Below are 21,944 nucleotides of genomic sequence, written 5' to 3' on the forward strand. Positions count from 1 at the left end.
GCTCACCGCATCCGCGCTCCCGCCCGCTCCAGTGCAGCCAGCACTTCGGAGCGGGCGGCGGCGATTTCGCCCGTGGTCAGCGTCGTGGACCTCGGGCGGAGGGTGACCCGCAAGGTGAGCGAACGGTGGTCGGCCGGAATTCTCGAATCCCGGTACTCGCCGACGTACGCCACTCGCTGCACCAAGGCGTGCGCCTGCGTCGCGGTCTCGGCGACCAGCGACCACGGCACGGTGTCGGCTGCGAGGACGGACAGGTCGAAGTCCGATTCGGGCAGGTCGCCGACCGGGGTGTAGCGGTTCTCGCGGGACGGGTGCGTCCGCAGTGCGTCGAGGTCCAGTTCGACGCAGGCGATCGCGCCCCGGTCGATGCCCGCCGCCCGGAGCACCGCGGGCCGGACCAGCGCCAGCGTCCCGGCCGGGCGGATCGCGAGCCGGACCGACGGGTCCGTCCAGGCCGGGCCGGGGGTGCCGGTCAGGTCCAGGGCGGTGAGATGGCAGTACCGGCGGATCAGCTCGGCCAGCCCTTTGGCCCGGCGGAACAGGTCGGCCCCGTCCGGTCCGGCGAGCAGGATTCCGGCGGACGTCCGCTCGCCCGCGGCGAAGACGGTGCCGACTTCGAAGAGGCTGAACTCGTCGTAGTAGCGCAGGTTGGCGGCCGCGGCTTCGAGCAGGTTCGGGATCAGCGACGGGCGCAACCGGGCGCGATCCGGCGCCGGCGGGTGGTCGATCGTGAGGTCGGCGTCGAGCCCGCACGCGGCGAGCAGGTGATCGGCGGACCACGGGTAGGTCAGCACTTCGGTTGCCCCGCCGCGCGCCGCGAGCACCTCCCGGACCTGGCGGTTCAAGGGGAGCCGAGGGCGCGGGGCCAGCTGCACGACGGGCCGCGGCGCGGGCAGCGCGTCGAAGCCATGGATCCGGGCCAGCTCCTCGACGATGTCGACGGGGAGCGAGAGATCGCCGGTGGAACGCCACGACGGAGCGACTACTCGCAGCAGCTCCCCGGTGATTTCGGCGGTGCAGCCGAGGGCGCGGAGGATGCGCAGGATTTCGTCCGGCGGCAGCGGGATGCCGATCCGACGTTCGATTTCCGCGAGGCTGATCTCGATTTCGGCTCGTCGGGTCGCGGCGACGACGATGTCTTCCACGCCGAGTGCCGCGGCCGACGGGTCGGCTTCGGTCAGGAGGTGGAGGAAGAGATCGGCGGCTTGGTCGGCGCGTTGAGTGTCGAGGCCTTTCTCTTGGCGTACCGAAGCTTCGGTCCGGGCGCTGCAGCGGGCTCGGCTGGGGTGCAGGGTCGGGATCTCCAGCACGACTGACGCACTGGAAGCACGGACGTCACTCGGTTGTCCGACGGCGTACATCACGTATGCGCTCAGATCGGCGCACAGGTTCCGGCTTGGTTCACCGATGCGCCGGAGCCGGTCGCGGACGAAAGCCGGAGTCGGCACGGAACTGTCCACTGTGCACTGCAGGGCGAGCATCCGCCGGTGCCAAGCGGGATCGGCCAGGGTGAGGCCGGTGGCGTTCGGCGGCCGGGCGACCCGGGGGAGAGGAGTCATCGGGAGTCCATAGAGGACAGACAGCTCGCGGGCGATGCCATAGTGTCCCCACAGATCGGGGCGATGGGTGAGGGATTTGTTGTCGATCTCGAAGACGACGTCGCCGTCGACGAGGTCGTAACCCTCGACTTCGACGGTCTTCAAGGTCAACTCGTGTGCCAGCTGGTCCGGCGAACGGCCGGGCAGCGGCACGTAGTCGGTCAGCCAGTCCCGGGAAATCTTCACGACAGCGGGCCTTTCAAGCGAATTGGGAGAGTAAGCGCAGGTCGGCGCTGTGCATCAGCCGGACGTCGTCGATGCCGTAGCGCATCATCGCCAGCCGGTCGAGGCCGACGTTCAGATAGCAGCCGGACCACCGCGCCGGGTCGAGTCCGGCGGCCAGCAGCACGTTCGGATGCGGGCTGCCGCCGGGCATCACCTCGAGCCAGCCGGTCCGTCCGCAGGTCCGGCAGCCGCGTCCGGAGCACACCCGGCAGAGCATGTCGATCTCGAAACCTGGTTCTACGAAAGGGAAGTACCCGGCACGCATCCGGGTCCGCACCGGTTCGCCGAACACCGTGCCGAGAATGGTGTCGACGAGGAACCGGGCGGTGGCGAGCGGGACGGTTTCGTCCACCACCAGCACCTCGTACTGGAAGAACGCGCGCTCGTGCCGGGCGTCGGTGCTTTCGTTGCGGTAAACCCGGCCTGGATAGGCGATCCGGACCGGCGGTTCGTGCGCGCTCAGGTATCGGACGCTCGCGCCGGTCAGGTGCGGGCGCAGGCAGCGGCCGTCGGCCAACCAGTAGGTGTCCATGCTTTCGCGCGCCGGATGGTCGGCGGGGAAGTTCAGCCGGTCGAATTCCATTTCCGCGGAGCTGATTTCCGGGCCTTCGACGATCGCGAAGTTCAGCGCGCGGAAGGCGTCGTCGAGGTCGTATCTGAGCTGGGTGACCGGGTGCAGTCCGGCGGTCGGCGGCGGGAGGCCGGGGATGGTGGGGTCGAGCGGACGGTCTAGCGCGGTTTCCGCGGCGAGCTTTTCCTCCAGAGCTGCGGTAATGCGCTGGTGTGCCTTGGAAAGCGCGAGGCCGAGCTGCTTTCGGGCGGCTGGGTCGCAGCGGCCGAGCTCGCGACGGACGGCGGCGAGCGGGCTGGACTTGCCGAGGATGGAACGGCGCACGTCAGCGACGGCGGCCGGAGTGCTGGCCTGGGCGAGATCGGCGAGCGCGACCTCGGTCAGCGCGGTGATCCGGCGCAGCATCGAGACGGGGTCAAGGGGGTCCACGGGTTCCTGCCTTCGGGTCGTGAAGTGCTGGACTTCACCCCCGGGCAGTGTGGGGAGACGCGGACGTCAGCGGGCGGAACCCGGCGCGCACGCGCAGCCCCCGGGCACTCCCCGGGGGCGAAGAAATCGCTGTGCACGCATGCGCTCATCATGGCACGCCAGCTGTCCGTCCGGCAAATGAAAAGCCCCTTGAGGGAATCAGCTTCCCTCAAGGGGCCTTCACGGGCTGCGGGTCAGTGGCCGACGGCGGCCCGGACGGACTCTTTCAGCGAACCGAGCGTGGCGATCACCGCGGTGGGTTCGTAGCCGCAGTGCGCCATGCAGTTCGAGCAGCGCGGGTCCTTGCCGCGGCCGAAGTTCTCCCATTCGGTGGTTTCGATGAGTTCCCGGTAGGTCTCGGCGTAGCCGTCGTCCAGCAGGTAGCACGGACGCTGCCAGCCGAGCAGCGAATACGACGGGATGCCCCACGGCGTGCATTCCAGGTCGCGTTTGCCCTCGAGGAAATCGAGGAACACCGGCGAATGGTTGAGCCGCCAGCGTTTCCGGTTGCCGCCGCCGAAAGCCTTCGCGAACAGTTCGCGGGTCTGCTGCACGCCGAGCCAGTGGTCCTGGTCCGGGGCCTTCTCGTACGCGTACCCCGGCGAGATTTGCATGTTGTCCACGCCGAGGTCGTTCAGGTAGTCGAGCACGTCGATGACGTCCTGCGGGGTGTCCCCGGTGAAGAACGTCGTGTTCGTCATGACGCGGAAGCCCTTTTCCTTGGCGAGCTTGATCGCGTCGACCGCCGCCTGGAAACCGCCCTCCTTGCGCACCGACGCGTCGTGCCGGTCTTCGAGGCCGTCGATGTGCACCATCCACGCGAAATTGCGGTGCGGCTTGAATTTGTGGATGTGCTTGGGCAGCAGCAGGGCGTTGGTGCACAGGAAAATGATCTTGTTGCGGGCGAGCAGCTGCCGGGTGATCTCGTCGATCTGCGGGTGCATCAGCGGTTCGCCGCCCGCGATCGACACCATCGGCGCGCCGCTCTCCTCGATCGCCCCGACCGCCTGCTCCACCGGCATCCGCTGTTTCAGCAGGGTGTGCGGCTGCGCGATCTTGCCGCAGCCGCCGCATTTGAGATTGCACGCGAAGAGCGGTTCCAGCTCGACCAGGAGCGGGAACTTCTCCTTGCGCATCAGCTTCTGCTTCATCAGGTAACCGCCCAGCCGAAGAGACTGGCGCAACGGCATGGCCATCGCTCAGAGCACCTCCCGAGGTAGGGTGAACGTCATTTCTTCTTCTGTCAGCGCGTTTTCCGCGACGCTGACCGGACCCAATCCGCGAAGGGCCTCGACTGTTTCGGACACCAGACGCGGCGGCGCGGACGCGCCCGCGGTGAGCCCGATCCGCCCGGCCCCGGCGAGCCGGCGCAGGTCGACGTCGCCGCAGCCGTCCACGAGCACCGCCGGGGCGCCCTCCCGTTCGGAGACCTCCACGAGCCGCCGCGAGTTGGACGAGTTCCCGGAACCCACCACCAGCACCAGATCCACGTCGCGGGCGATCGCGCGCAAAGCCTGCTGCCGGTTGGTGGTGGCGTAACAGATGTCGTCCTTGCGCGGCGAGGAAAGGCCGGGGAATCGTTCGCGCAGCACGGACGCGATCTCTTCGGCCTCGTCGAGCGCCAGCGTGGTCTGCATGGTGTAGGCGGTTCGCGACGGGTCGCGCACGGTGACCGTCCGGGCGGCTGCGACATCGCCGACGACCACCACATTGTCGGGCGCTTCCCCGACCGTTCCTTCGACCTCCTCGTGCTCGGCATGTCCAATGAGAAACACAGTCTCGCCGCGACCGGTGTAACGGCGGACTTCGTTGTGCACCTTGGTAACCAACGGGCAGGTCGCGTCCACTACGGACAGCCCGCGATCCGCCGCGGCGCGCCGAACCGCCGGGGAGACTCCGTGGGCGGCGAACACCAGCGTCGCGCCTTCCGGAACTTCCTCCACCTCGTCCACGAACACCGCGCCGCGCCCCTGCAGTTGGTCCACGACGTGGGTGTTGTGCACGATCTGCCGACGCACGTACACCGGCGCGCCGTGCTTCTCCAGCGCGCGTTCGACAATCTCGATCGCCCGCTCCACCCCGGCACAGAACGATCGCGGACTTGCCAGCAACACCGTTCGCGGCCCCACGGCTTCAGCCCACGCAGTGATTGCGGGAGCGGCCCGGCGCAGACTCCGCAACCCGGCGAGTCCATTCGAGACCGTCGAAGGATGCAGCAGCGGCGCACCGACAGTGTCCACAATGGCGCGTACCACAGCGAACGGTTCACCGTCGGCCGCGAGCCACGCGGATTCCATGTCGACCGCCAGCGCACCACTGGAGGCCAGCGAAGCGCGTTCCTGCTCCCGCACCACGTGCGAACTGCCGACCACGGGTCCGAGATGGACAGTGAGCCCGAGACGGCGCAACGCACCCGCCAGCAACGGCGCGGACCGCACCGGCACCACACCGGACGGACCGCGCACCTCGGTGGCGACCACCACATCCCCCGGCCGTACCGACGGGGTGAGCCCACCGCCGATCCCCGCGACGATCCGCGGCCCGGACGGGAGCCGGGCCGCAGCGGCGGCGGCCCGGCGAGGCCCGAGTCCGGTGTGGACCGTCCGCGGACCGGGACCGCGCAGAGCGGCCTGCTCGATCCGCAACGGGGTGCAGACGATCGGGGTCATGACCCGCCCCGTACGTACCGGCCGAGCGCGGACAGCGGGAACACCACGCGATACAGGTGATACGACAGGTAGAAGTCGCCGGGGAACCCGGTTCCGGTGTGCTTGTCCTCGTCCCAGCCGCCGTCCGGCCGCTGCCGTTCGACCAGCCACTGGACGCCCCTCGTGACCACAGTGGACTCCCGCTCCCCGGCAGCCAGCAGCGCCAGCAACGCCCACGCGGTCTGCGACGGCGTCGAGTCGCCACGCCCAGCCCACGCCCGGTCGTCGTAGGACCGCAGATCCTCGCCCCACCCGCCGTCGTCGTTCTGGTGCTCGGCCAGCCACTTCACCGCACGCCGGATCCGCGGGTCAGCACCAGGGACGCCGGCCGCGACCAGCGCGGGCACCACCGCGCCCGTGCCGTACACGTAGTTCGCGCCCCAGCGGCCGAACCACGAGCCGTCCTCCTCCTGGTTGTCCCACAGCCACCGGATCCCGCGACGGCATTCGCGGCTGCCGGATTTCCCTTCCGCGGCCAGCATTTCGACCACGTGCGCGGTCACGTCCGCCGACGGGGGATCGATCACCGCGCCGAAATCGCAGAACGGCAGCCGGGTGGTCAGCACCTGCGTGTTGTCCGCGTCGAACGCGCCCCAGCCGCCGTCGCCGGACTGCATCCCCTCCAGCCACGCGACGCTCCGGTCGACCGCCTCGCGGATCCGCAGGTGGTCCGGTTTGCCCATCCGCCGCAGCGCGAGCACCACCTCGGCGGTGTCGTCGGTGTCCGGGTAGCCGTCGTTGGCGAACTCGAACGCGAACCCGCCCGGTTTCAGCGAGGGCCGCCGTACCGCCCAGTCGCCCGGCACCCGGATTTCCTCTCCCAGCATCCAGTCAGCGGCGCGCACCAGGGTTTGATCGCCGGGGGAGACGCCCGCGTCGAGCAGCGCGGTCATCGCCAACGCGGTGTCCCACACCGGCGACTGGCACGCTTCGAGCCGGCGCACCCAGCCCTGTTCGGTCTTCTCGCGGATGGTGAACCCGTCGAGCCCGGCGATCCCGGCCTTGAGCGCGGGATGGTCGAGCGAGTAGCCGAGCAGGTGCAGCGCGAGGATCGAGTACACCCACGGCGGCTGGATCCCGCCCCACGAACCGTCCGCTTCCTGCCGCGCGAGGATCCACTCCGCGGCCTGTTTGATCGCTAGCTTCCGCACCGGGTTGAGCGGCAGCTTCGCGTAGGCGTGCAGCGCGGTGTCGAGGTTCTGGAACACGCCGTCCCAGGTCCACGGCGCACGCGTCTTCGGCGGACGCTTGCCGGTGCGCAGTTCGGCGACATCGAACGGCAGCTTCCGCACCGGGCGCAGGGTGCCGACGATGGTGAGCGGCACGATGGTCTGCCGCGCCCAGCAGGCGAAGTCGTAGACGTTGAGCGGGAACCACGACGGCAGGAAGATCAGCTCCGGCGGCAGGCTCGGCAGGTCGTCCCACGACCACTGGCCGACCATCGCGAGCCAGATCCGGGTGAACACCCGCGTCGCCTCGATCCCGCCCTGTTCGCGGATCCACTCGGCCGCCGTGGCCAGCCACGGGGCGTCCGCCGGATCGCCGGCCAGCCGGAGCGCGACCCACGCTTCGACGGTGGTGGACAGGTCGGCCGGGCCGTCCGGGAAGTTCGCCCAGGTGCCGTCGGCCCGCTGCTGCGAGCGGATCCAGCGCGCGGACTCCTCGGCGATCTGCGGGGTGAGGATGCCGAGGAAGTGCCGCAGCAGCAGGTCCTCGGCGTCCATCGTGACGTTGGTGGCGAGTTCGCCCTTCCACCATCCGGCGCGGTCCTGCTCGCGGCGCAGGAACTCGACGGCCGCCGCGACAGTGTCGGCGGCGGTGCGGGCGGCGGGCGCGGACGTGCGGGGGACGGTCTGGGTCATCACGCTTCCCTTCCGGCGATGAAACGGGCGATCGAGACGAGGTCCTCGCGCGGGCCTTGCGGAATGGCGGCCAGCGCTTGCTCCGCGGCGGCGACGTGCCGGGCCGCTTCCGCGGTGGCCCACTCGCGGCCGCCCGCGTCGTCCACCAGCGCGGCGATCCGCGCGAGGTCGGTGTCGTCGTCTCCGGCGAGCCACTCCGCCAGCCGGCGGCCCGCCGCTCCGCCGTGTGTGGTCGCGTAGGTGATCGGCAGCGACTTCTTGCGCGCCCGCAGGTCGGAGTACACCGATTTCCCGGTGACCGCCGGATCGCCCCAGATGCCGAGCACGTCGTCGACGAGCTGGAACGCGAGGCCGATCTCCTCGCCGAACACCGCCAGCGCGTCGACCATCTCGGCGGGCGCACCGGCGAGCACGGCCCCGATCGCGGCGCTGGCGGACAGCAGCGCGCCGGTTTTCCCGGCGGCCATCGTCACGCATTCGGCGAGCACGACGTCGTCGCGCTGCTCGAACGCGACGTCCAGGAACTGGCCGTGGATGAGCCGTCGCGTGGTCTCGGTGAGCAGCCGGCCGGCCGCGACCGCGTTCGGGGAACCGCTGTCCAGCACCACTTCCTGCGCGAGCGCGAGCATCGCGTCCCCGGTCAGGATCGCGCTCGCGGACCCCCACAGCGCCCACACCGTCGGCCTGTGCCTGCGCTCGGTGTCGCCGTCCATCAGATCGTCGTGGACGAGCGAGAAGTTGTGCACCAGTTCCACCGCGACCGCGCCGGGCACGCCGACTTCCACCGGCGCTCCCGCGGCCCGCGCGGACACCAAGGCGAGCGCCGAACGCACGGCCTTGCCGCCGTTGCCCTGGACCGGCACGCCGTTCGGGTCGGTCCAGCCGAGGTGGTAGGCGCTGATCGCGCGGCTGGTGTCGTCCAGCCGGTCGACGGCGGCGCGCAACGCTGGCTGCACGACGTCCCGCGCGCTGCCGAGCACCGGCGGCACCGCTGAACGCGTTTTCTCGGCAGGAAACAGATTGGCGGTCATGCTCCGACTCCCTCCCTCTTACCGTTGTGCTGAAGAAGGGCGGCGGCCGCGGCTGCGCCACTGCGCGCGGCACCCTCCATCGTGGCGGGCCATCCGGTCGCGGTCCACGCGCCCGCCAGGTACAGCCCGGGCAGCGCGGTGTGCGCGGGCGGGCGCAGCGAGGCGGTGCCGGGACCGGGCCGGAACGTCGCGTGCCGCTCGCGGGTGACGAAAAAGTCGAGCACCTGCGCGCCGCGCGCCTCGGGCAGCAGCGCCAGCAGTTCGGGCAGCAACTGTTCGCGGAGTTTCGCGGTGGGCAGGTCGATCTGCGCGTCCGCGGCGGACAGCGACATCGCGAGGTATTGCCCGGAGTCCAAACCGGACTGCCGCGTTCGGTCGAACACCCACTGCACCGGCGTGCGCACACCCGCGACAAACGGTTCGTCGAGGACTTTCCGGTCGAGCACCACGTGCACGTTCACGATCGGCGAGCTGCCGAGCCCGCCGGACCAGCCCGGCGGCAGCCCGATCGCCCCGGCGGGGGCGAGCTGTTCGGTCACCGGCGGGGGAGTGGCGAGCACGACCTGGCTGAACTCCTCCTCGCCGCGATCGGTGACGACCCGCCAGCCTTCGCTGATCGCGCGCACCTTCGTGCCGAGCCGGACGTCCGCCCCCGCCTCGGTCAGCCGTTCGCGCGCCGGATCGCCGTGCAGTTCCCGCAACGGCACCAGCGACCAGCCGATGTCGGCGGCGGCCGGGTCGGTGAGCAGCCCCTCCTGGAACACTGTCGCGGCGAGACTGAGCGACGCGTCGTCGGCCGTCGCGTTCAACGTTGCCACGCCGACCAGATCCCACAACGCTTCGATCGCCGCCGCGCTTTGTCCGTGCCGCCGCAGCCATTCCCCGAAGGACTGCCGGTCTGTGCGGTCCGCCTTCGGGTCCACCCGGCGCAACGCGAGCGCGGCGAGCGCGAACCGGGCTCGGTCGAGCGGACGCAACGGGTCGTAGCGCAGCAGCGACGTGGCCAGGTGCAGTGGCGCGGGCAGGTCGTCGCGGCGCAGCCAGGTCGGCGCGGCCGCGCCCGGCAGGCGGATCGGGATTTCCAGGCGAGGCTGCAGCGTCACCCGGTCCGCGACGCCGAGCCGGTCCAGCAGCGCGCGATAAGCGGTGCAGCAGCGGAGGAACACGTGCTGTCCGTTGTCGACCCGCAGCTCGCCGCGAGCGAACGAATGCGTGAGCCCGCCCAGGTGCGGCCGCGCCTCGAACAGCGTCACCGGCCGCCCGGAGTCGGCGCAGGCGAGTGCGGCGGCGATGCCCGCGAGCCCGCCGCCGACCACCGCGACCGGGGCGGTCATCGGCCGATCCCGGTCAGCGCCCGGAACGCCACCACCGCCTTTTCCCTGCCGGACAACGAAAGCCGGCGGTCGAACACGCGCGCGGGCTGTTCGTCGATCCGGTCCAGCAGGGTGCGGTAGATGCCCGACATCGCGGTGCAGCACGCGGCGCTGCGACCGTCCAAAGAGGGCACCAGGCGGAGACCGCGGGAATACCAGTCGCGGGCCCGCGCGGCGCTGTCGTGGATCAGCGCGGTGAGCCCGCCGTCCGGGTCGGCGAGCTGCCCGTCCGGTCCGACGGACAACTCGACGCCGAACCGGTCGAGGTCCTCTTTGGGCAGATACACCCGGCCGTTGAGCAGGTCCTCGCGGATGTCGCGGAGGATGTTGGTCTGCTGCAAGGCAATCCCGAGCTCGTCGGCGTACACCGGCGCGTTCGGCTCCGGACGGCTGCCGAACACGCCGAGGCACAGCCGCCCGACCGAACCCGCCACGCACCGGCAGTACTCCACCAGTTCCTCGAACCGCACGTACTCGCGCCCGGTCACGTCCATCTCGACGCCGTCGAGCAGCTCCTCGAACGCGCCGAGCGGAATCGGGTACCGGCGCGCCGCGTCGGCGACCGCGACGTACACCGGGTCGGCGGTCGCGGACAGGTCGCCGAGCGATTTCCGGACTCCGGCGAGCCCCTGCAGCTTGGTTTCGGCGGACGCTTCGGTGTCGTCGCCGATGTCGTCGATGATCCGGGCCAGCGCGTACACCGCGCACAGCGCCGCGCGTTTGTCCGGCGGCAGCAAACGGATTCCGTAGTAGAAGTTGCGCGCTTGTTCCTTGGTGACCGCCGCGCAGTGCGCATAGGCCTCGTCCACAGTGCCCATTGCCGTCATCCGGACCGCCTCCTCGTGCCGACTTGCAGCCACCCCAGCCAACTCAGCAGCCCGGCCCGGCTCGGCCGGACCGGTGCGGACAGCACGTCGCCGCCGCTCGCGCGCAGCGCGTCGACCGCGGCGAGCCCGCCGGCGAGGAAGCCGCTCACCGCGAACCGCCCCCAGCCGGACAGGTGCCCCAGCAGGTCCGCGCCGCCGCCCAGCAGGGCGGCGGCGCGGCCGGTTTCCCACCGCATCAGCGCTTTCATCCGGGGCGACGCGTGCGCGGCGCCCAGTTCCTCCTCGGCGACGCCGAACTCGGCGAGATCCTCTTGCGGCAGGTACACCCGCCCGTTGCGGTAGTCCTCGCCGACGTCCTGCCAGTGCTCCACGAGCTGGAGCCCGGTGCAGATCCGGTCGGACAGCTCCGCCGCGGCCGGGTCGGCCACCCCGAGCAGGTCGAGCACGATCCGCCCGACGGGATCGGCGGAAAGCTGGCAGTACGCCAGCAAGTCCGCGAAGACCGGGTAGCGGTGCACCCGCTGGTCTTGGATGTTCGCCTGGACCAGCCGCTGGAACGGTTCCTCGGTCAGCCGTCCGGCGCGGATCGCGGGAAGAAGTCCACGGACAGCGGGATCTTCCGGTTCTCCGTTGCCGAACGCCGCGGACAGGTCCGCCGAGAACGCTTCGAGCTGCGCGACCCGGTCGCCCTCGGCCTCGTCGCCCAGATCGTCCACAGTGCGCGCGACGGAATAGACCGCGACGAGGTCGGCGCGCAGCCGTTCCGGCAGCACCCGCAGGGCCACCGGGAAGTTCTCCGCGCGCCGTTTCTCTCGCAGCACTGACGTATCCGGAGCGTGACGGACACCCGCTGTGGATCTCATCCCCGCCAGTGTCGCAACCCCGGACGGGCGGCTTCTGCCGCCGGAAAGCGAATTTCGGTGGCTTCGACTTGGCACGAGGGGCCAAAGTGGGGCCAGGATGTCCCGAGGCGACCCGAGACCGCGGCCTGCGACGGAAGGACTCCCGGACACATGGGACCAGATCAGGTGACCCGGCTTGACGAACTGGAGACGGTGGTGACCCGCCGGCTGCCCGCCATGCTCAACGAGGTCCGCGACCAGCTCGCGGACGAGCATCCCGACTACGCGGAGTTCCTGACCGAAGAACTCGTCGACCTCGTCGCCGCCAGCGCGGGATTCGTCCGGCGGCTGATCGACATGGCGGCCGAGCCCGACGAGCGGCTGCCGGAACTGGGGTCCGGCGTCGAGCAGACGGTGTTCGAGGAAATCGGGCGCGCGCAATACCAGCAGGGCAGGCGCGTCACGAGCCTGTTGTCGGCTTACCGGGTCGGCGCGCGCGTGGCGTGGCGGCACGTTTCGGAAGCCGCGCTCGATCTCGAGGTGCCCGCCGAACTGTTCGCCTCGCTCGCCACCACTGTGTTCGCTCTCGTGGACCAGCTTTCGGAATCGTCGCTGCGCGGGTATCTGCAGGAGCAGTCGGACGCGGTGCGCGCGAGGGAACGGCTGCGCGACGAATTGACCGCGCTGCTGCTGTCCGACCGGGCGGACAAGGCCGCGGTGCGCGCGGCGGCGGCGCGTGCGGACTGGCGGTTGCCGAAGCACGCCGCGGTCGTGCTCGTGGAGGACGACAACGAGCTGGGCCGGGAATTGGTGTTCCGCCTCGAAGACAGCTGTCTGCGGCTGCGCAGGCCGGGCGTGGTCGTGGCGATCGTGCCGGACCCGGGCGGTCCCGGCAGGCGCGCGTGGCTGGCGCGCGCGCTGCGCGGCGGCGGCGCGGTGGTCGGCGCGACGGTGCCGCTCGACCGGCTCCCGGCCAGCCTGCGCATCGCCGAGGTGACTGCTCGGCTGCGCCGGGACCACCTGCTCAGCGACGATCCGGTGTTCGCCGATGAACACCTCGACGCGATCATCGTGCACCGCGACGACCGGCTGCTCGACGTGCTGCGAAGACAAGCCCTTGCCCCGCTTGACGAGCTGAACGAATCCGCGCGGGAACGGCTGTCCACCACGCTCACGTCGTGGCTGCTGCATCTGGGGGACCGCAAGGCGGTCGCGGAGGACCTGCACATCCATCCGCAGACGGTGTCGTACCGGCTCGGCCGCCTGCACGACCTGTTCGGGCCGTCGCTGGACGACCCGGCCGTGCGCGCGACGCTCGTGCTGGCGCTGGCCTGGGGACCGCCCGGCGAAGCGGACGAAACCGCCTGATCGGGGAATTTCCCTGATGCGGCAGCGCGGACGACATGCTTGGGTCGCGTAAGCGGGGGTATCCCGGCGGGAACCGGGAGGGCCGCTCGCGAGGCGCCCGGGGAGGAGGTGTGTGTGGAGCCGTCAGCTTTCGGCGCCGAATCGCGCCGCGAGCGCGCGGTACAGGCCTGGTGCCGTGCCGCGCAGCGCGACGGGGATCCGCAGCCAGCGCGGCACGTAGTAGTCGCCCGGATGCGCGGCGGCGCGCACCACGGCGGCGGCGACGCGTTCGGCGCTCACCGGGCGGGGCGTGCTGCGGGTGTAGGGACGGCCGCGACGTTCGAAGAATTCCGTGCGCACCACGCCGGGAACTACGATTCCGACGGTTACTCCGGTGCCGTGCAACTCGAATCGGAGACTGTCGGCGAAAGCGTCCACACCGGACTTCGCCGCGGCGTACACGGCTTCCCCGGCGACGCCGGTGCGTCCGGCGATCGAGGACACGAAAACGATCTGCCCGCGGTCGCGTTCCAGCATCGCGGGGAGCAGCGCGCGCGTCAGGTCGAGCGGCGCGGTGAGGTTCACGGTGACGAGGTGTCGCAGCCGTTCCCCGGACAGTTCGGGCAGGGGACCGGCCCAGCCGAGACCGGCGTTGTTGACGAGCAGATCCACCGATCCGGTGACCGCCAGCGCGCGTTCGGCGAGCTCCGCCGCGGCGCCGGGGTCCGCGAGGTCGGCGGCGAGCGCGGTGCCGCCGGTTTCCGTGGCGAGGGCGGCCAGCCGGTCCTCGTTCCGGCCGTGCAGCAGCACGTGGACGCCGGAGCGGGCGAGCAGCCGCGCGGTGGCGGCGCCGATGCCCGACGACGCGCCGGTGACCAGCGCGGTGCGGGCCATCAGGCGGCGGGCAGCGCGGCCGGGCGGTGGCCCATGCGCAGCGTGATGCCCGCCGAGCGCAGCGAACGCCGGAACCACCACAGCGAACCGGCGATGGCCAGCCCGATGACCGAGTACGAGCCCGCGGTGCTGACCATGAGGAAGCTGCCGACCGTTTCCCGCGCGAGCATCAGCAGCGTCACGCCGCCGTTCACCGCGAAGACGAGTCCCCACAGCACCGAAACGCGCTGGAAGAACCGGCGCATTCCGGGGTGTCCGGAGAGCGAATCGGGGAATGCGCAGAAATCGCCCGCCAGCCGCGCGAGCAGCGGTTTGTTGAACGGCGCGGAGATCAGGAACAGGCTGGCGACGAGGAAATTCTGTAGAGTCGGCTGCAGGAAGTACAGGAATGCGCTGCCGGTGGCCAGGCCCAGCACAGTGCGCGCGACCAGCAGAGCCGTGGTCAGCAGCAGCACGGCGGGGATCTTCTTGCGCAGCGCGAGCCGGGTGCCGACCACGGCGACCGACCAGCACAGCGCGGCGATGACCCCGCTGTCGAAGCTCACCAGGGTCAGCAGGAGATAGAACAGGCCGGCCGGGACCAGCGTCGACTCGAGCAGGTGCCGGCCCCCGTCCACGACGAGATTGCGGAACGAGGGGAGGTCGATCGTATGGGGGTGTCGCATGCGGGTTCTGCTGCCTCCGGTGCCAACCGGGCGACTCGGCCTCGGACAAGGCTTGAGCATAAGCACGGCGGATGGGGACGGTGTGAGGTGAAGAGTCCGTGACAGTTACGGGGATGTCGCTGGTCGTGGCTGTCCCCGCCGCCGTCGCCGGCGCGGCGTGCATGGGACTCGCGAGCGCAGCGCAGGCCAGGGCGACCAAAGAGGTGGAAACCGGCAAACCGCTCGACCTGACGCTCTTCAAGCGGCTCGTCGGACGACCATTGTGGCTCATCGGGATCGCCGCGACCATCCTGGGTCTCGTCCTGCAGCTCGTCGCGCTCGCGTTCGGGCCGTTGCTGCTGGTCCAGCCGCTGCTCGTGACGTCGCTCATGTTCGCCGGCCTGGCGTCCGCGCGGCTGGAGCGCCGCCGCCCGGACCGCACGATGAGTGCCGGCGGGTTGCTGTGCGTGGCCGGGCTCGCCGCGTTCCTCGTCATCGCCCGGCCGAGCGGCAACAGCGAGACGCTCGTCAGCGGCGGCGACCTGCTGCCGCTCGGCATCGCGCTCGCGGTGGTCACGCTGGCGTCGCTTGTTGTTGCCGCGTCAACGAATTCCGGATCTTGGCGGGTGCTCGGGCTCGCTGTCGCGACCGGCGTGCTGTACGGCCTCACCGCCGGGCTGATGAAGGTGGTCGCGGGCCAGTTCCGGGCGGGGATCGACGAACCGTTCCGGCACTGGACGCTGTATCTGGTGTGCGTCGTGGGGCCATTGGGATTCCTGTTGAGCCAGAACACGTTCCAGCAGGGCCGGTACCTGACGCCCGCGCTCGCCGTCATCACCGCGCTGGATCCGCTGGTCGGCGTCGCGATCGGATTGTCGTGGATGGGCGAATCGGCCGACGGGAGGCCGCTCGCGCTGTTCGGCGAGGCGCTGGCCGGGCTGGTGATCGTGGTCGGGATCGCCCTGCTGTCCACCCGCGCGTCGCATTTGTCGGCGGAATCGGATATGCCGTCCGGCGAAGAGGAAACCGCATCGGAAGAACCCGGCGAACGGCCTGATTCGGACCCGGACGACGGGTACGGCCTCGCCGGGACCGCCTGTTAGCGAGAAGGGGGCAGCGTTGGAGCGCGTGCTGATCGTGTCCGCGAACATGGGGCAGGGGCACAACGCGACGGGGCGCGCGCTCGAGGACGCGATACGGCAGCGCTGGCCGGACGCGACCGTGCGGTGGGTCAACGCGCTGGAACGGCTCGGTCCTGGTTTCGAGGGGCTTTTCCAGCGGATTTACGTCGCCAATGTGGAAAGCGTCCCGTGGCTGTACGAGTTCTTTTACGCCGCGATCTGGCGGATTCCGTGGTTCGCTGCCGCGTCCCGCTGGTTCACCGCCGCGTGGTGCGGCAGGCGGCTCGCGAAACCGATCGCCGAATTCGCGCCGGATCTGGTGCTGTCGACGTATCCGATGGGCACCGCGGGACTGGCGTGGCTGCGCCGCAAAGGAAAATTGCGGGCGCCGATAGGTGCGTGGGTTTCGGACTTCGCGCCGCACCCGTTCTGGGTTTACGGCGCGGCGGATCTCACCATGGTGATGCACGACGTCGCGGTCGCGCCCGCGTTGCGCTCGTCGCCGTCGGCGCACGTCGGAGTGTCCGCGCCGCCGGTGCGCGCGGTGTTCCGGCCAGGCGACCAGACCGCGGCGCGCCACGAACTAGGCTTGCCGCCGGACGCGTTCGTGCCGCTGGTTTCGTGCGGCTCGCTGGGTTTCGGCGAGATCGAGACGACGGTGCGCGAACTGCTGGCGGCGGATCCGTCGGTGGCGCCGATCGCGATCTGCGGCCGCAACGACGCGGCGGCCGCCCGGCTGCGCGCGCTGGGCGAACCGCGGTTGCACGTAGTCGGGTGGACGGACCAGCCGGAGCGGTACACGCTGGCGGCGGACGTCGTGGTGACGAACGCGGGCGGGGCGACCTCGCTGGAGGCGCTGGCGTGCGGGCGTCCGGTGCTGATGCATCGCCCGATCGCCGCGCACGGCAAGGCGAACGCCCGGCTGATGGCCGACGCCGGGCTCGCCCTCGTGTCCACAAAGGACGGTGAGCTGGCGGAGACCGTGCGCGGCCTGCTGGCGGAACCGGAACGGCTCAAGGAGATGGCGGAAGCGGTCGCGCGGCATTGCGAAACGGCCACTCCGCTGGTGGAGGCGCTGGAATCGCTCGTTTCCGCGCCGTTGAACCCGCCGACCCAGCGGCTCCGGCCGGAGGACGCGCTGTTCGTGCACGTGGCCACGCCGGAGGTGCCGCAACAGGTCGGTGCGGTCTTGTTGTTCGATCCGAAGGCGGACGGCACACCGGTCACCCACGCGGACGCTGAGCATCTGCTGGCCGCGACCCCCGGCTTGCGAACGCGCTTGCTGCCCGGCAGCCGGTTGTGGCGCGCACGGTGGCAGGAGGACCCGGGCCGGACGTCGGCGGACGTGCTGACTTCCGTGCGGGTCGGCCCGGAAGCGCCGTTGGACGCGGCGTTGACGCGGGAGATGGACGCGTTCTTCTCGGAACCGGTGTCCCCGGAACATCCGGTGCGGGCACGGCTGGTGACCGGGATCGAGGGGGAGCAGGGGGCGTTGCTGATCGCGCTGCACCACGCGGCGAGTGACGGGATCGCCGTGATCAGCGCGCTGGTGGGGCAGGCGCGGGGGAAGGAACCGTTGACGCCGGTGCCGGTGCCTCGGCGGCGGGGGTGGTGGCATCGCCCCAATGTGGCATTGGGTGCATCTGACGCACCGAATGCCACATTGGGTGCGTCGGGCGCGCCGGATGCCGCGTTGGGTGCGTCGGGCGCGCCGGATGCCGCGTTGGGTGCGTCTCGCGCGCCTAACGCCGCGTTGGGTGCGTCGGGCGCTGCGGATGCCGCTTTGGGTGCGTCTCATGCACCGAACGCCACTTTGGGTGCGTCCGGCGCACCGAATGCCACATTGGGTGCATCTGACGCACCCAATGCCGCTTTGGGTGCGTCTCACGCACCCAATGCCACATTGGGGCGCAACGGGTCCCACCCCGAGCGGAGCGCGGTGCGGGCGGCACTTGCCAGCCTGGCGGCACCGGCGCGCGGGGCGCTCGCCAGCCTGGCGGCACCGGTGCGCGCGGCGCTCGCTCGCGTGGCGAGCCCCGTGTGGCACCGGCTTGAGCGGCCATCGGGACCGGCCAATCGTTCCGGCACCGCCGAGCCTGCGCGAGCCAAGCCGAGCCAACGCAACCAAGCCGCCGAGTTGGCGCGCGGCGTCTGGACTCTCGCCCGCGCCGGTGCCGCGCCCCGAGTCCGCTGGGACAAGCGGATCGACAGTCCCCGACGGCATTTCGCCCGGGCGCATCTCTCCGCCCCCGAAGTCCGGAAGGCCGCGCGCCGGGCGGGGGTGCCGACGACCAACCTCGTTCTCGCGCTCGTCGCCGAGGCCTTGCATCGCGAGCTGGGCGGGACCGCGCCGGAGCGGCTTCGGGTGTTGATTCCGATATCGGTCCGCGACACCGGGACCTTCCGCCAGCTCGGCAACCACACCGGCGCGGCTTCGGTGGACCTGCCGACCGGTGCGATGTCGCTGTCGGAGCGGGTGCGGGCGACGGACCGGATGCTGTCCGACCAGGTCGGCCACGGTGCGCCCCGCGCGGGCAATGCTGTCGTGCGCGTGCTCGGGATACTGCCGCCGGCGCTGCATCGCCGGGCGGCCAAGCTCGTCTACCGCGGCACGTGGTTCAGCGTCATCGCCTCGGTGCTGCCCGGCGCGCGGTCGCCGGTGGTGCTCAACGGGGCGCTCGTCCGCACCGTCTATCCGGTCTTGTCGCTCGCTCCCGGGGTCCCGGTGGCAGTTGGCATCATGACGTGGGCGGACCGGTTCACCGTCTGCATCACCGTGCCCGCCGGGCAAGAGGCGCGCGGGGACCGGCTGGCGGCCGCGGTCGTGGAGGCGTTCGGACGGGTGTAGTCACTGCGAGAAGTGCGTGCGCGGGCGGGGAAGAAGTTCGCCGTCGACTTCGATGTCCACCATCTCGTTGTAGAACGCCACGAGTCCGGCGATGGGCTGGACGGCCGCGGCCGGGTAGGCGTACGTCCACGCGAGGTGCTCGTGCAGGACGCCGCCGACACGGACGGACCAGTAGCCGGACGTCTCGCCCTTGTACGGGCAGGCGGTGACCATGCCGGGTTCGGCGACGAGATGCGTGAAATCGACTTCGGTGCGGTTGAAGTAATACCGGGTCGGAAGGCCGGTCTCGAACAGCAGTACCGGCGACCACGATTCCGCCAGCGTCACTCCGTTCAACCGCACGCGGACGTGTCGCGTCGAACGCAAAGCGTCCACTCGCGTGTACGGGTTGCGCGGGTGGACGAAAACCTGTTCGTCCTCTTCGAACCAGGCGTCCAGTGCGTCCCAGTCGAACCGGACGTGTCCAGGCAGGACAGAGTCGTTTACCCAAGCGGCAGCAGGCTTTTCGACCTCGCCGACGCGCAGTGAGAACCGCCCGTCGTCTCCGGAGACCAGCGCGCCGGGAAGTACGTCGTCGAGCGGGAAATAGAACTGCGGATAGTAGGGCCATTCCCAGACGTATTTGGCCCGCGTGCTGTCCACAGTGGTCTTCCCGGCGAGCACTCCGCGCACTCGCCGGGGGACCGGTTCGACGTGTCCGGCCTGGACTGCCGCCGCTGGGTAATCGGTCATCCGCGCTTCGGGAGTTTCCAGCCGGGGCGCGGGAAGTGGCAGGTGTAGCCGTGCGGGTAGCGCTGCAGGTAGTCCTGGTGCTCCGGCTCCGCCTCCCAGAAGTCGCCCGCCGCGGTGACCTCGGTGACGACCTTGCCGGGCCACAGTCCGGAGGCGTCGACGTCGGCGATGGTGTCTTCAGCGATCCGCTTTTGCTCGTCGGTGGTGTAGAAGATGGCGGAGCGGTAGCTGGTGCCGATGTCGTTGCCCTGGCGGTTCTTGGTGCTGGGGTCGTGGACCTGGAAGAAGAACTCCAGCAGCGCGCGGAAGTCGGTTTGTTCCGGGTCGTAGGTGACCTCGATGGTTTCGGCGTGGGTGCCGTGGTTGCGGTAGGTGGCGTGGGGGACGTCGCCGCCGCTGTAGCCGACGCGGGTCGCGGTCACGCCGGGCTGGTGGCGGAACAGCTCCTCCATGCCCCAGAAACATCCGCCGGCCAGGATCGCTTTTTCCGTCATTTCCTTCTCTCCCATCGGGATTCCGTGTACAGGATGACGCCGCGGAGCCGGTCGCTATTCCGGTGGCCGGGGCCCGGTCAGAACTCCGTAATATCTCCCTCCGCCGCGGCCGCGACGAACAGGTCCAGCAGCGTCCGCAGGGCCTGCGACGACGGGCGCTTCGCGGAGACGACGACGGTGAGCGGCCAGGTCAGCGATGTGTCGGCGAGGGGGATCGACACGACGCCCGGGTGGTCCAGCCGGGCGGTGCCGGGCAGGACCGCGACGCCGAGCCCGGCGGCGACGTAGCGCGGCACCGTCCGCAGGTCGGCGACCTCGGCGGTCACCCGGCGCGTAAGCCCGAGCGCGGCGAACTCCCGGTCGACCGCCAGCCGGTTCCCGAAGCCGCGCGGGCAGTCGACGAACAGTTCGCCGTCCAGCTCCGGCAGCCGGACCTGCTCGCGTCCGGCGAGCGGATGGCTGTCCGGCAGCACGGCGTAGTACGGCACGCTGGCCAGCTGCGTCGCGTCGAGGCCGCCCAGCTCGGCCCGGGAGAGGCCGAGCAACGCGACGTCGAGCCTGCCGTGGCGGACGTCGTCGGCGAGGCCGGACGAGCCGGTGAGGGACACCGTCAGATGCAGGTCGACCAGCGGGTGCCTGCGGTGGAACGCGCCGAGCAGCACCGGCAGATCGAACGCGTTCATGCTGGTCAGCGTGCCGATCCGGAGGCTTCCGCGCAGACCCGCGGACGCCTGCTGCACCACCTCGCGCGCCCGCTCCACCGATTCCAGCGCGGCTTTCGCCTCGGGCAGGAAGAGCGCGCCCGCGGTTGACAGCGCGACCCGGCGGGTAGACCGGTCGAACAGCGTCGCGCCGAGGTCGGTCTCGAGCGCGCGGATCGTCGCCGAGACCGTGGACTGCGTGGCGAACAGCCGCTGGGCCGCCCGCGTGAAGCTCAGCTCCTCGGCGACCGCCACGAAGTACTCCAGCTGCCGCGTCTCCATGCCCCAATTATCGCGGATCACGATAACTATGACCAACACTTTTCGTTGGACTTGATGAGTGGGGCGGGGGATCGTTTCAGGGGTAGGTTCCCGCTTGGAAGGTCGACATGGTCACCACAGCTCCGCCCGCTCTCACCGCCCCGGCCGGATGGCGCGTCAGCCACGGCTGGGGGTTCCGGGTCATCGCTTTCGCGTTCGCCGCGTGCCTCGCGTTCTCCACCGTGCCCACTCCGCTGTACGCGCTCTACCAGCAGCGGGACGGGTTCCCGACGTTCCTGGTCACCGTCATCTTCGCGGCGTACGCGGTCGGCGTGATGGCCAGCCTCTACCTCGCCGGGCACGTCAGCGACTGGCTCGGCCGCCGCCGCGTGATCCTCGCTTCGACGCTCGCCGAGGCCCTGTCGGCGGTGTTGTTCCTGCTCTGGCCGGAGGTCCCGGGCCTGCTGATCGCGCGGTTCGTCTGCGGCGCGGGCATCGGCGCGCTGACGGCCACCGCCACCGCGCACCTGTCCGAGCTGCGGGCGGTGACCCGGCCGGACCAGGACCTGGGCCGCTCCGGCTTGATCGCCACCGTGGTGAACATGGGCGGCCTCGGGCTCGGCCCGGTGGTCGGCGGCGTCTTCGCGCAGTACATCGACGGCCCGCTGACCAGCACGTTCGTCGTGTTCCTGGTGGTGTTGCTGGTGGCGGCGTTCGCGGTGTGCCTGGTGCCGGAGACCGTCGAACGGCGCGAGGAGCGCCCGGCTTACCGGCCGCAGCGCGTGTCGCTGCCCGCCGGGGCGCGGCCGGCGTTCGTCGGCGCGGCGATCGGGGTGTTCGCCGCGTTCGCGATCACCGGGCTGTTCATGTCGCTCGCGCCGACCCTGCTCGCCGAAGGCCTGCACGAGCACAGCCGGATGCTCGCCGGGGTCACCGCGGGCTCGATGCTGGGTGCGGCGGCGGTGGCGCAGGTGGTCTTCGCGTCGATGGCGTCGCGGGCGCAGCTGCGACTGGGTTTCGTGTTGATGCCGATCGGGCTGGCGGTGCTTTCGGCGGCGGCGCTGCTGCCCTCGCTGGCGCTGTTCCTGGCGGGCTCGGTGATCGCCGGGAGCGGGATGGGGCTCGGCTTCCGCGCCGCGGTCGGGACGGTGGCGGCGCTGGCTGATCCGCTGTCCCGGGGCGAGGTGCTGGCCGGGATCTTCCTGGCGGCTTACGCCGGGCTCGTGGTGCCGGTGCTGCTGGTCGGGATGACGCTGCTGTGGGTGCCGAGCCCGCTCGCGCTGGTCGGCTTTTCGGCGGCGGAGCTGGTGCTGCTGGGGTTCTCGGCTTGGCGGGTGCTGCGGACCGCTTGAGCCGCTGGAAGTCCGTGAAGACATCCCTGGGTTTTGTTTGTCAAG

18 protein-coding genes are annotated in these 21,944 nt (G+C 70.7%); 4 read left to right on the top strand and 14 right to left on the bottom strand.

Annotation, left to right across the window (positions count from 1 at the left end; genetic code table 11):
* Positions 1 to 2: 2 nt before the first annotated feature.
* The 9 genes from EIZ44_RS41455 to hpnC all read right to left on the bottom strand — a co-directional run bounded on the left by EIZ44_RS41455 (position 3) and on the right by hpnC (position 11,484).
* Complete coding sequence (locus tag EIZ44_RS41455) at positions 3 to 1,784, bottom strand: phenylalanine--tRNA ligase subunit beta-related protein (protein ID WP_134734302.1); 1,782 nt, start codon at positions 1,782 to 1,784, stop codon at positions 3 to 5.
* 13 nt (positions 1,785 to 1,797) lie between these two features.
* On the bottom strand, positions 1,798 to 2,823 hold the full coding sequence (locus tag EIZ44_RS41460; RefSeq protein WP_205673473.1) for a phenylalanine--tRNA ligase subunit alpha: 1,026 nt from the start codon (positions 2,821 to 2,823) through the stop codon (positions 1,798 to 1,800).
* Positions 2,824 to 3,056: 233 nt separating this feature from the next.
* Positions 3,057 to 4,058 carry an adenosyl-hopene transferase HpnH gene (gene hpnH, locus EIZ44_RS41465; protein ID WP_037819406.1) on the bottom strand — a complete coding sequence of 334 codons (1,002 nt, stop codon included), beginning with the start codon at positions 4,056 to 4,058 and terminating at the stop codon, positions 3,057 to 3,059.
* 3 nt (positions 4,059 to 4,061) lie between these two features.
* Positions 4,062 to 5,531 carry a 4-hydroxy-3-methylbut-2-enyl diphosphate reductase gene (gene ispH / locus EIZ44_RS41470; RefSeq protein WP_134734303.1) on the bottom strand — a complete coding sequence of 490 codons (1,470 nt, stop codon included), beginning with the start codon at positions 5,529 to 5,531 and terminating at the stop codon, positions 4,062 to 4,064.
* Positions 5,528 to 7,432, bottom strand: coding sequence for a squalene--hopene cyclase (shc, locus tag EIZ44_RS41475; RefSeq protein ID WP_043833479.1), 1,905 nt, complete (start codon positions 7,430 to 7,432; stop codon positions 5,528 to 5,530). The genes ispH and shc overlap by 4 nt, the downstream gene beginning before the upstream one ends.
* The gene (locus EIZ44_RS41480) at positions 7,432 to 8,463 is read right to left on the bottom strand and encodes a polyprenyl synthetase family protein (protein WP_106961348.1); all 1,032 of its coding nucleotides are present in this window, start codon (positions 8,461 to 8,463) and stop codon (positions 7,432 to 7,434) included. Before EIZ44_RS41480 ends, shc begins: the two co-directional genes overlap by 1 nt.
* Positions 8,460 to 9,797 (bottom strand): hydroxysqualene dehydroxylase HpnE, encoded by a 1,338-nt coding sequence (gene hpnE, locus EIZ44_RS41485; protein ID WP_043833478.1) that lies wholly within the window; start codon positions 9,795 to 9,797, stop codon positions 8,460 to 8,462. The genes EIZ44_RS41480 and hpnE overlap by 4 nt, the downstream gene beginning before the upstream one ends.
* On the bottom strand, positions 9,794 to 10,654 hold the full coding sequence (gene hpnD, locus EIZ44_RS41490; RefSeq protein WP_106961347.1) for a presqualene diphosphate synthase HpnD: 861 nt from the start codon (positions 10,652 to 10,654) through the stop codon (positions 9,794 to 9,796). Before hpnD ends, hpnE begins: the two co-directional genes overlap by 4 nt.
* A gap of 5 nt (positions 10,655 to 10,659) precedes the next feature.
* A complete protein-coding gene (gene hpnC, locus EIZ44_RS41495; protein WP_235146775.1) occupies positions 10,660 to 11,484 on the bottom strand; it encodes a squalene synthase HpnC in 825 nt (274 codons plus the stop codon).
* 192 nt (positions 11,485 to 11,676) lie between these two features.
* On the opposite strand from hpnC, the gene EIZ44_RS41500 reads away from it, so the two are divergent.
* The gene (locus EIZ44_RS41500) at positions 11,677 to 12,873 is read left to right on the top strand and encodes a PucR family transcriptional regulator (RefSeq protein ID WP_167754441.1); all 1,197 of its coding nucleotides are present in this window, start codon (positions 11,677 to 11,679) and stop codon (positions 12,871 to 12,873) included.
* Positions 12,874 to 12,996: 123 nt separating this feature from the next.
* On the opposite strand, the gene EIZ44_RS41505 is transcribed toward EIZ44_RS41500, so the two are convergent.
* Complete coding sequence (locus EIZ44_RS41505) at positions 12,997 to 13,746, bottom strand: SDR family NAD(P)-dependent oxidoreductase (RefSeq protein WP_167754442.1); 750 nt, start codon at positions 13,744 to 13,746, stop codon at positions 12,997 to 12,999.
* The gene (locus tag EIZ44_RS41510; protein WP_037819429.1) at positions 13,746 to 14,411 is read right to left on the bottom strand and encodes a VC0807 family protein; all 666 of its coding nucleotides are present in this window, start codon (positions 14,409 to 14,411) and stop codon (positions 13,746 to 13,748) included. The genes EIZ44_RS41505 and EIZ44_RS41510 overlap by 1 nt, the downstream gene beginning before the upstream one ends.
* Positions 14,412 to 14,509: 98 nt before the next feature.
* Between EIZ44_RS41510 and EIZ44_RS41515 the strand changes: the two genes are divergently transcribed.
* Entirely contained in the window at positions 14,510 to 15,493 is a 984-nt protein-coding gene (locus tag EIZ44_RS41515; protein WP_235146774.1) for a DMT family transporter, read from the top strand.
* A gap of 16 nt (positions 15,494 to 15,509) precedes the next feature.
* Positions 15,510 to 18,359 carry an MGDG synthase family glycosyltransferase gene (locus EIZ44_RS45840; protein WP_439098639.1) on the top strand — a complete coding sequence of 950 codons (2,850 nt, stop codon included), beginning with the start codon at positions 15,510 to 15,512 and terminating at the stop codon, positions 18,357 to 18,359.
* Here EIZ44_RS45840 and EIZ44_RS41525 read toward each other — a convergent pair whose 3' ends face one another.
* From EIZ44_RS41525 to EIZ44_RS41535, 3 genes are all read right to left on the bottom strand, one after another.
* Positions 18,360 to 19,091: a DUF427 domain-containing protein gene (locus EIZ44_RS41525; RefSeq protein WP_134734306.1), complete on the bottom strand. Its 732-nt coding sequence runs from the start codon at positions 19,089 to 19,091 to the stop codon at positions 18,360 to 18,362.
* Positions 19,088 to 19,585: a peptide-methionine (S)-S-oxide reductase MsrA gene (gene msrA / locus EIZ44_RS41530; RefSeq protein WP_043833708.1), complete on the bottom strand. Its 498-nt coding sequence runs from the start codon at positions 19,583 to 19,585 to the stop codon at positions 19,088 to 19,090. The genes EIZ44_RS41525 and msrA overlap by 4 nt, the downstream gene beginning before the upstream one ends.
* A 77-nt stretch (positions 19,586 to 19,662) precedes the next feature.
* Positions 19,663 to 20,568, bottom strand: a complete 906-nt coding sequence (locus tag EIZ44_RS41535) for a LysR family transcriptional regulator (RefSeq protein WP_037819436.1) — start codon at positions 20,566 to 20,568, stop codon at positions 19,663 to 19,665.
* Positions 20,569 to 20,675: 107 nt separating this feature from the next.
* On the opposite strand from EIZ44_RS41535, the gene EIZ44_RS41540 reads away from it, so the two are divergent.
* Positions 20,676 to 21,899 (top strand): MFS transporter, encoded by a 1,224-nt coding sequence (locus EIZ44_RS41540; protein ID WP_134734307.1) that lies wholly within the window; start codon positions 20,676 to 20,678, stop codon positions 21,897 to 21,899.
* Positions 21,900 to 21,944: the final 45 nt, after the last annotated feature.

It is taken from the genome of Amycolatopsis nivea, from assembly GCF_004522235.1.
GTDB classification, from domain to species: domain Bacteria; phylum Actinomycetota; class Actinomycetes; order Mycobacteriales; family Pseudonocardiaceae; genus Amycolatopsis; species Amycolatopsis nivea.

Coding starts and splice junctions, on each gene's coding strand:
- hpnH (WP_037819406.1), bottom strand. CDS start 4,058: ATGGCCATGCCGTTGCGCCAGTCTCTTCGGCTGGGCGGTTACCTGATG.
- ispH (WP_134734303.1), bottom strand. CDS start 5,531: ATGACCCCGATCGTCTGCACCCCGTTGCGGATCGAGCAGGCCGCTCTG.
- shc (WP_043833479.1), bottom strand. CDS start 7,432: ATGACCCAGACCGTCCCCCGCACGTCCGCGCCCGCCGCCCGCACCGCC.
- EIZ44_RS41480 (WP_106961348.1), bottom strand. CDS start 8,463: ATGACCGCCAATCTGTTTCCTGCCGAGAAAACGCGTTCAGCGGTGCCG.
- hpnE (WP_043833478.1), bottom strand. CDS start 9,797: ATGACCGCCCCGGTCGCGGTGGTCGGCGGCGGGCTCGCGGGCATCGCC.
- hpnD (WP_106961347.1), bottom strand. CDS start 10,654: ATGGGCACTGTGGACGAGGCCTATGCGCACTGCGCGGCGGTCACCAAG.
- EIZ44_RS41500 (WP_167754441.1), top strand. CDS start 11,677: ATGGGACCAGATCAGGTGACCCGGCTTGACGAACTGGAGACGGTGGTG.
- EIZ44_RS41505 (WP_167754442.1), bottom strand. CDS start 13,746: ATGGCCCGCACCGCGCTGGTCACCGGCGCGTCGTCGGGCATCGGCGCC.
- EIZ44_RS41510 (WP_037819429.1), bottom strand. CDS start 14,411: ATGCGACACCCCCATACGATCGACCTCCCCTCGTTCCGCAATCTCGTC.
- EIZ44_RS41525 (WP_134734306.1), bottom strand. CDS start 19,091: ATGACCGATTACCCAGCGGCGGCAGTCCAGGCCGGACACGTCGAACCG.
- msrA (WP_043833708.1), bottom strand. CDS start 19,585: ATGACGGAAAAAGCGATCCTGGCCGGCGGATGTTTCTGGGGCATGGAG.
- EIZ44_RS41535 (WP_037819436.1), bottom strand. CDS start 20,568: ATGGAGACGCGGCAGCTGGAGTACTTCGTGGCGGTCGCCGAGGAGCTG.
- EIZ44_RS41540 (WP_134734307.1), top strand. CDS start 20,676: ATGGTCACCACAGCTCCGCCCGCTCTCACCGCCCCGGCCGGATGGCGC.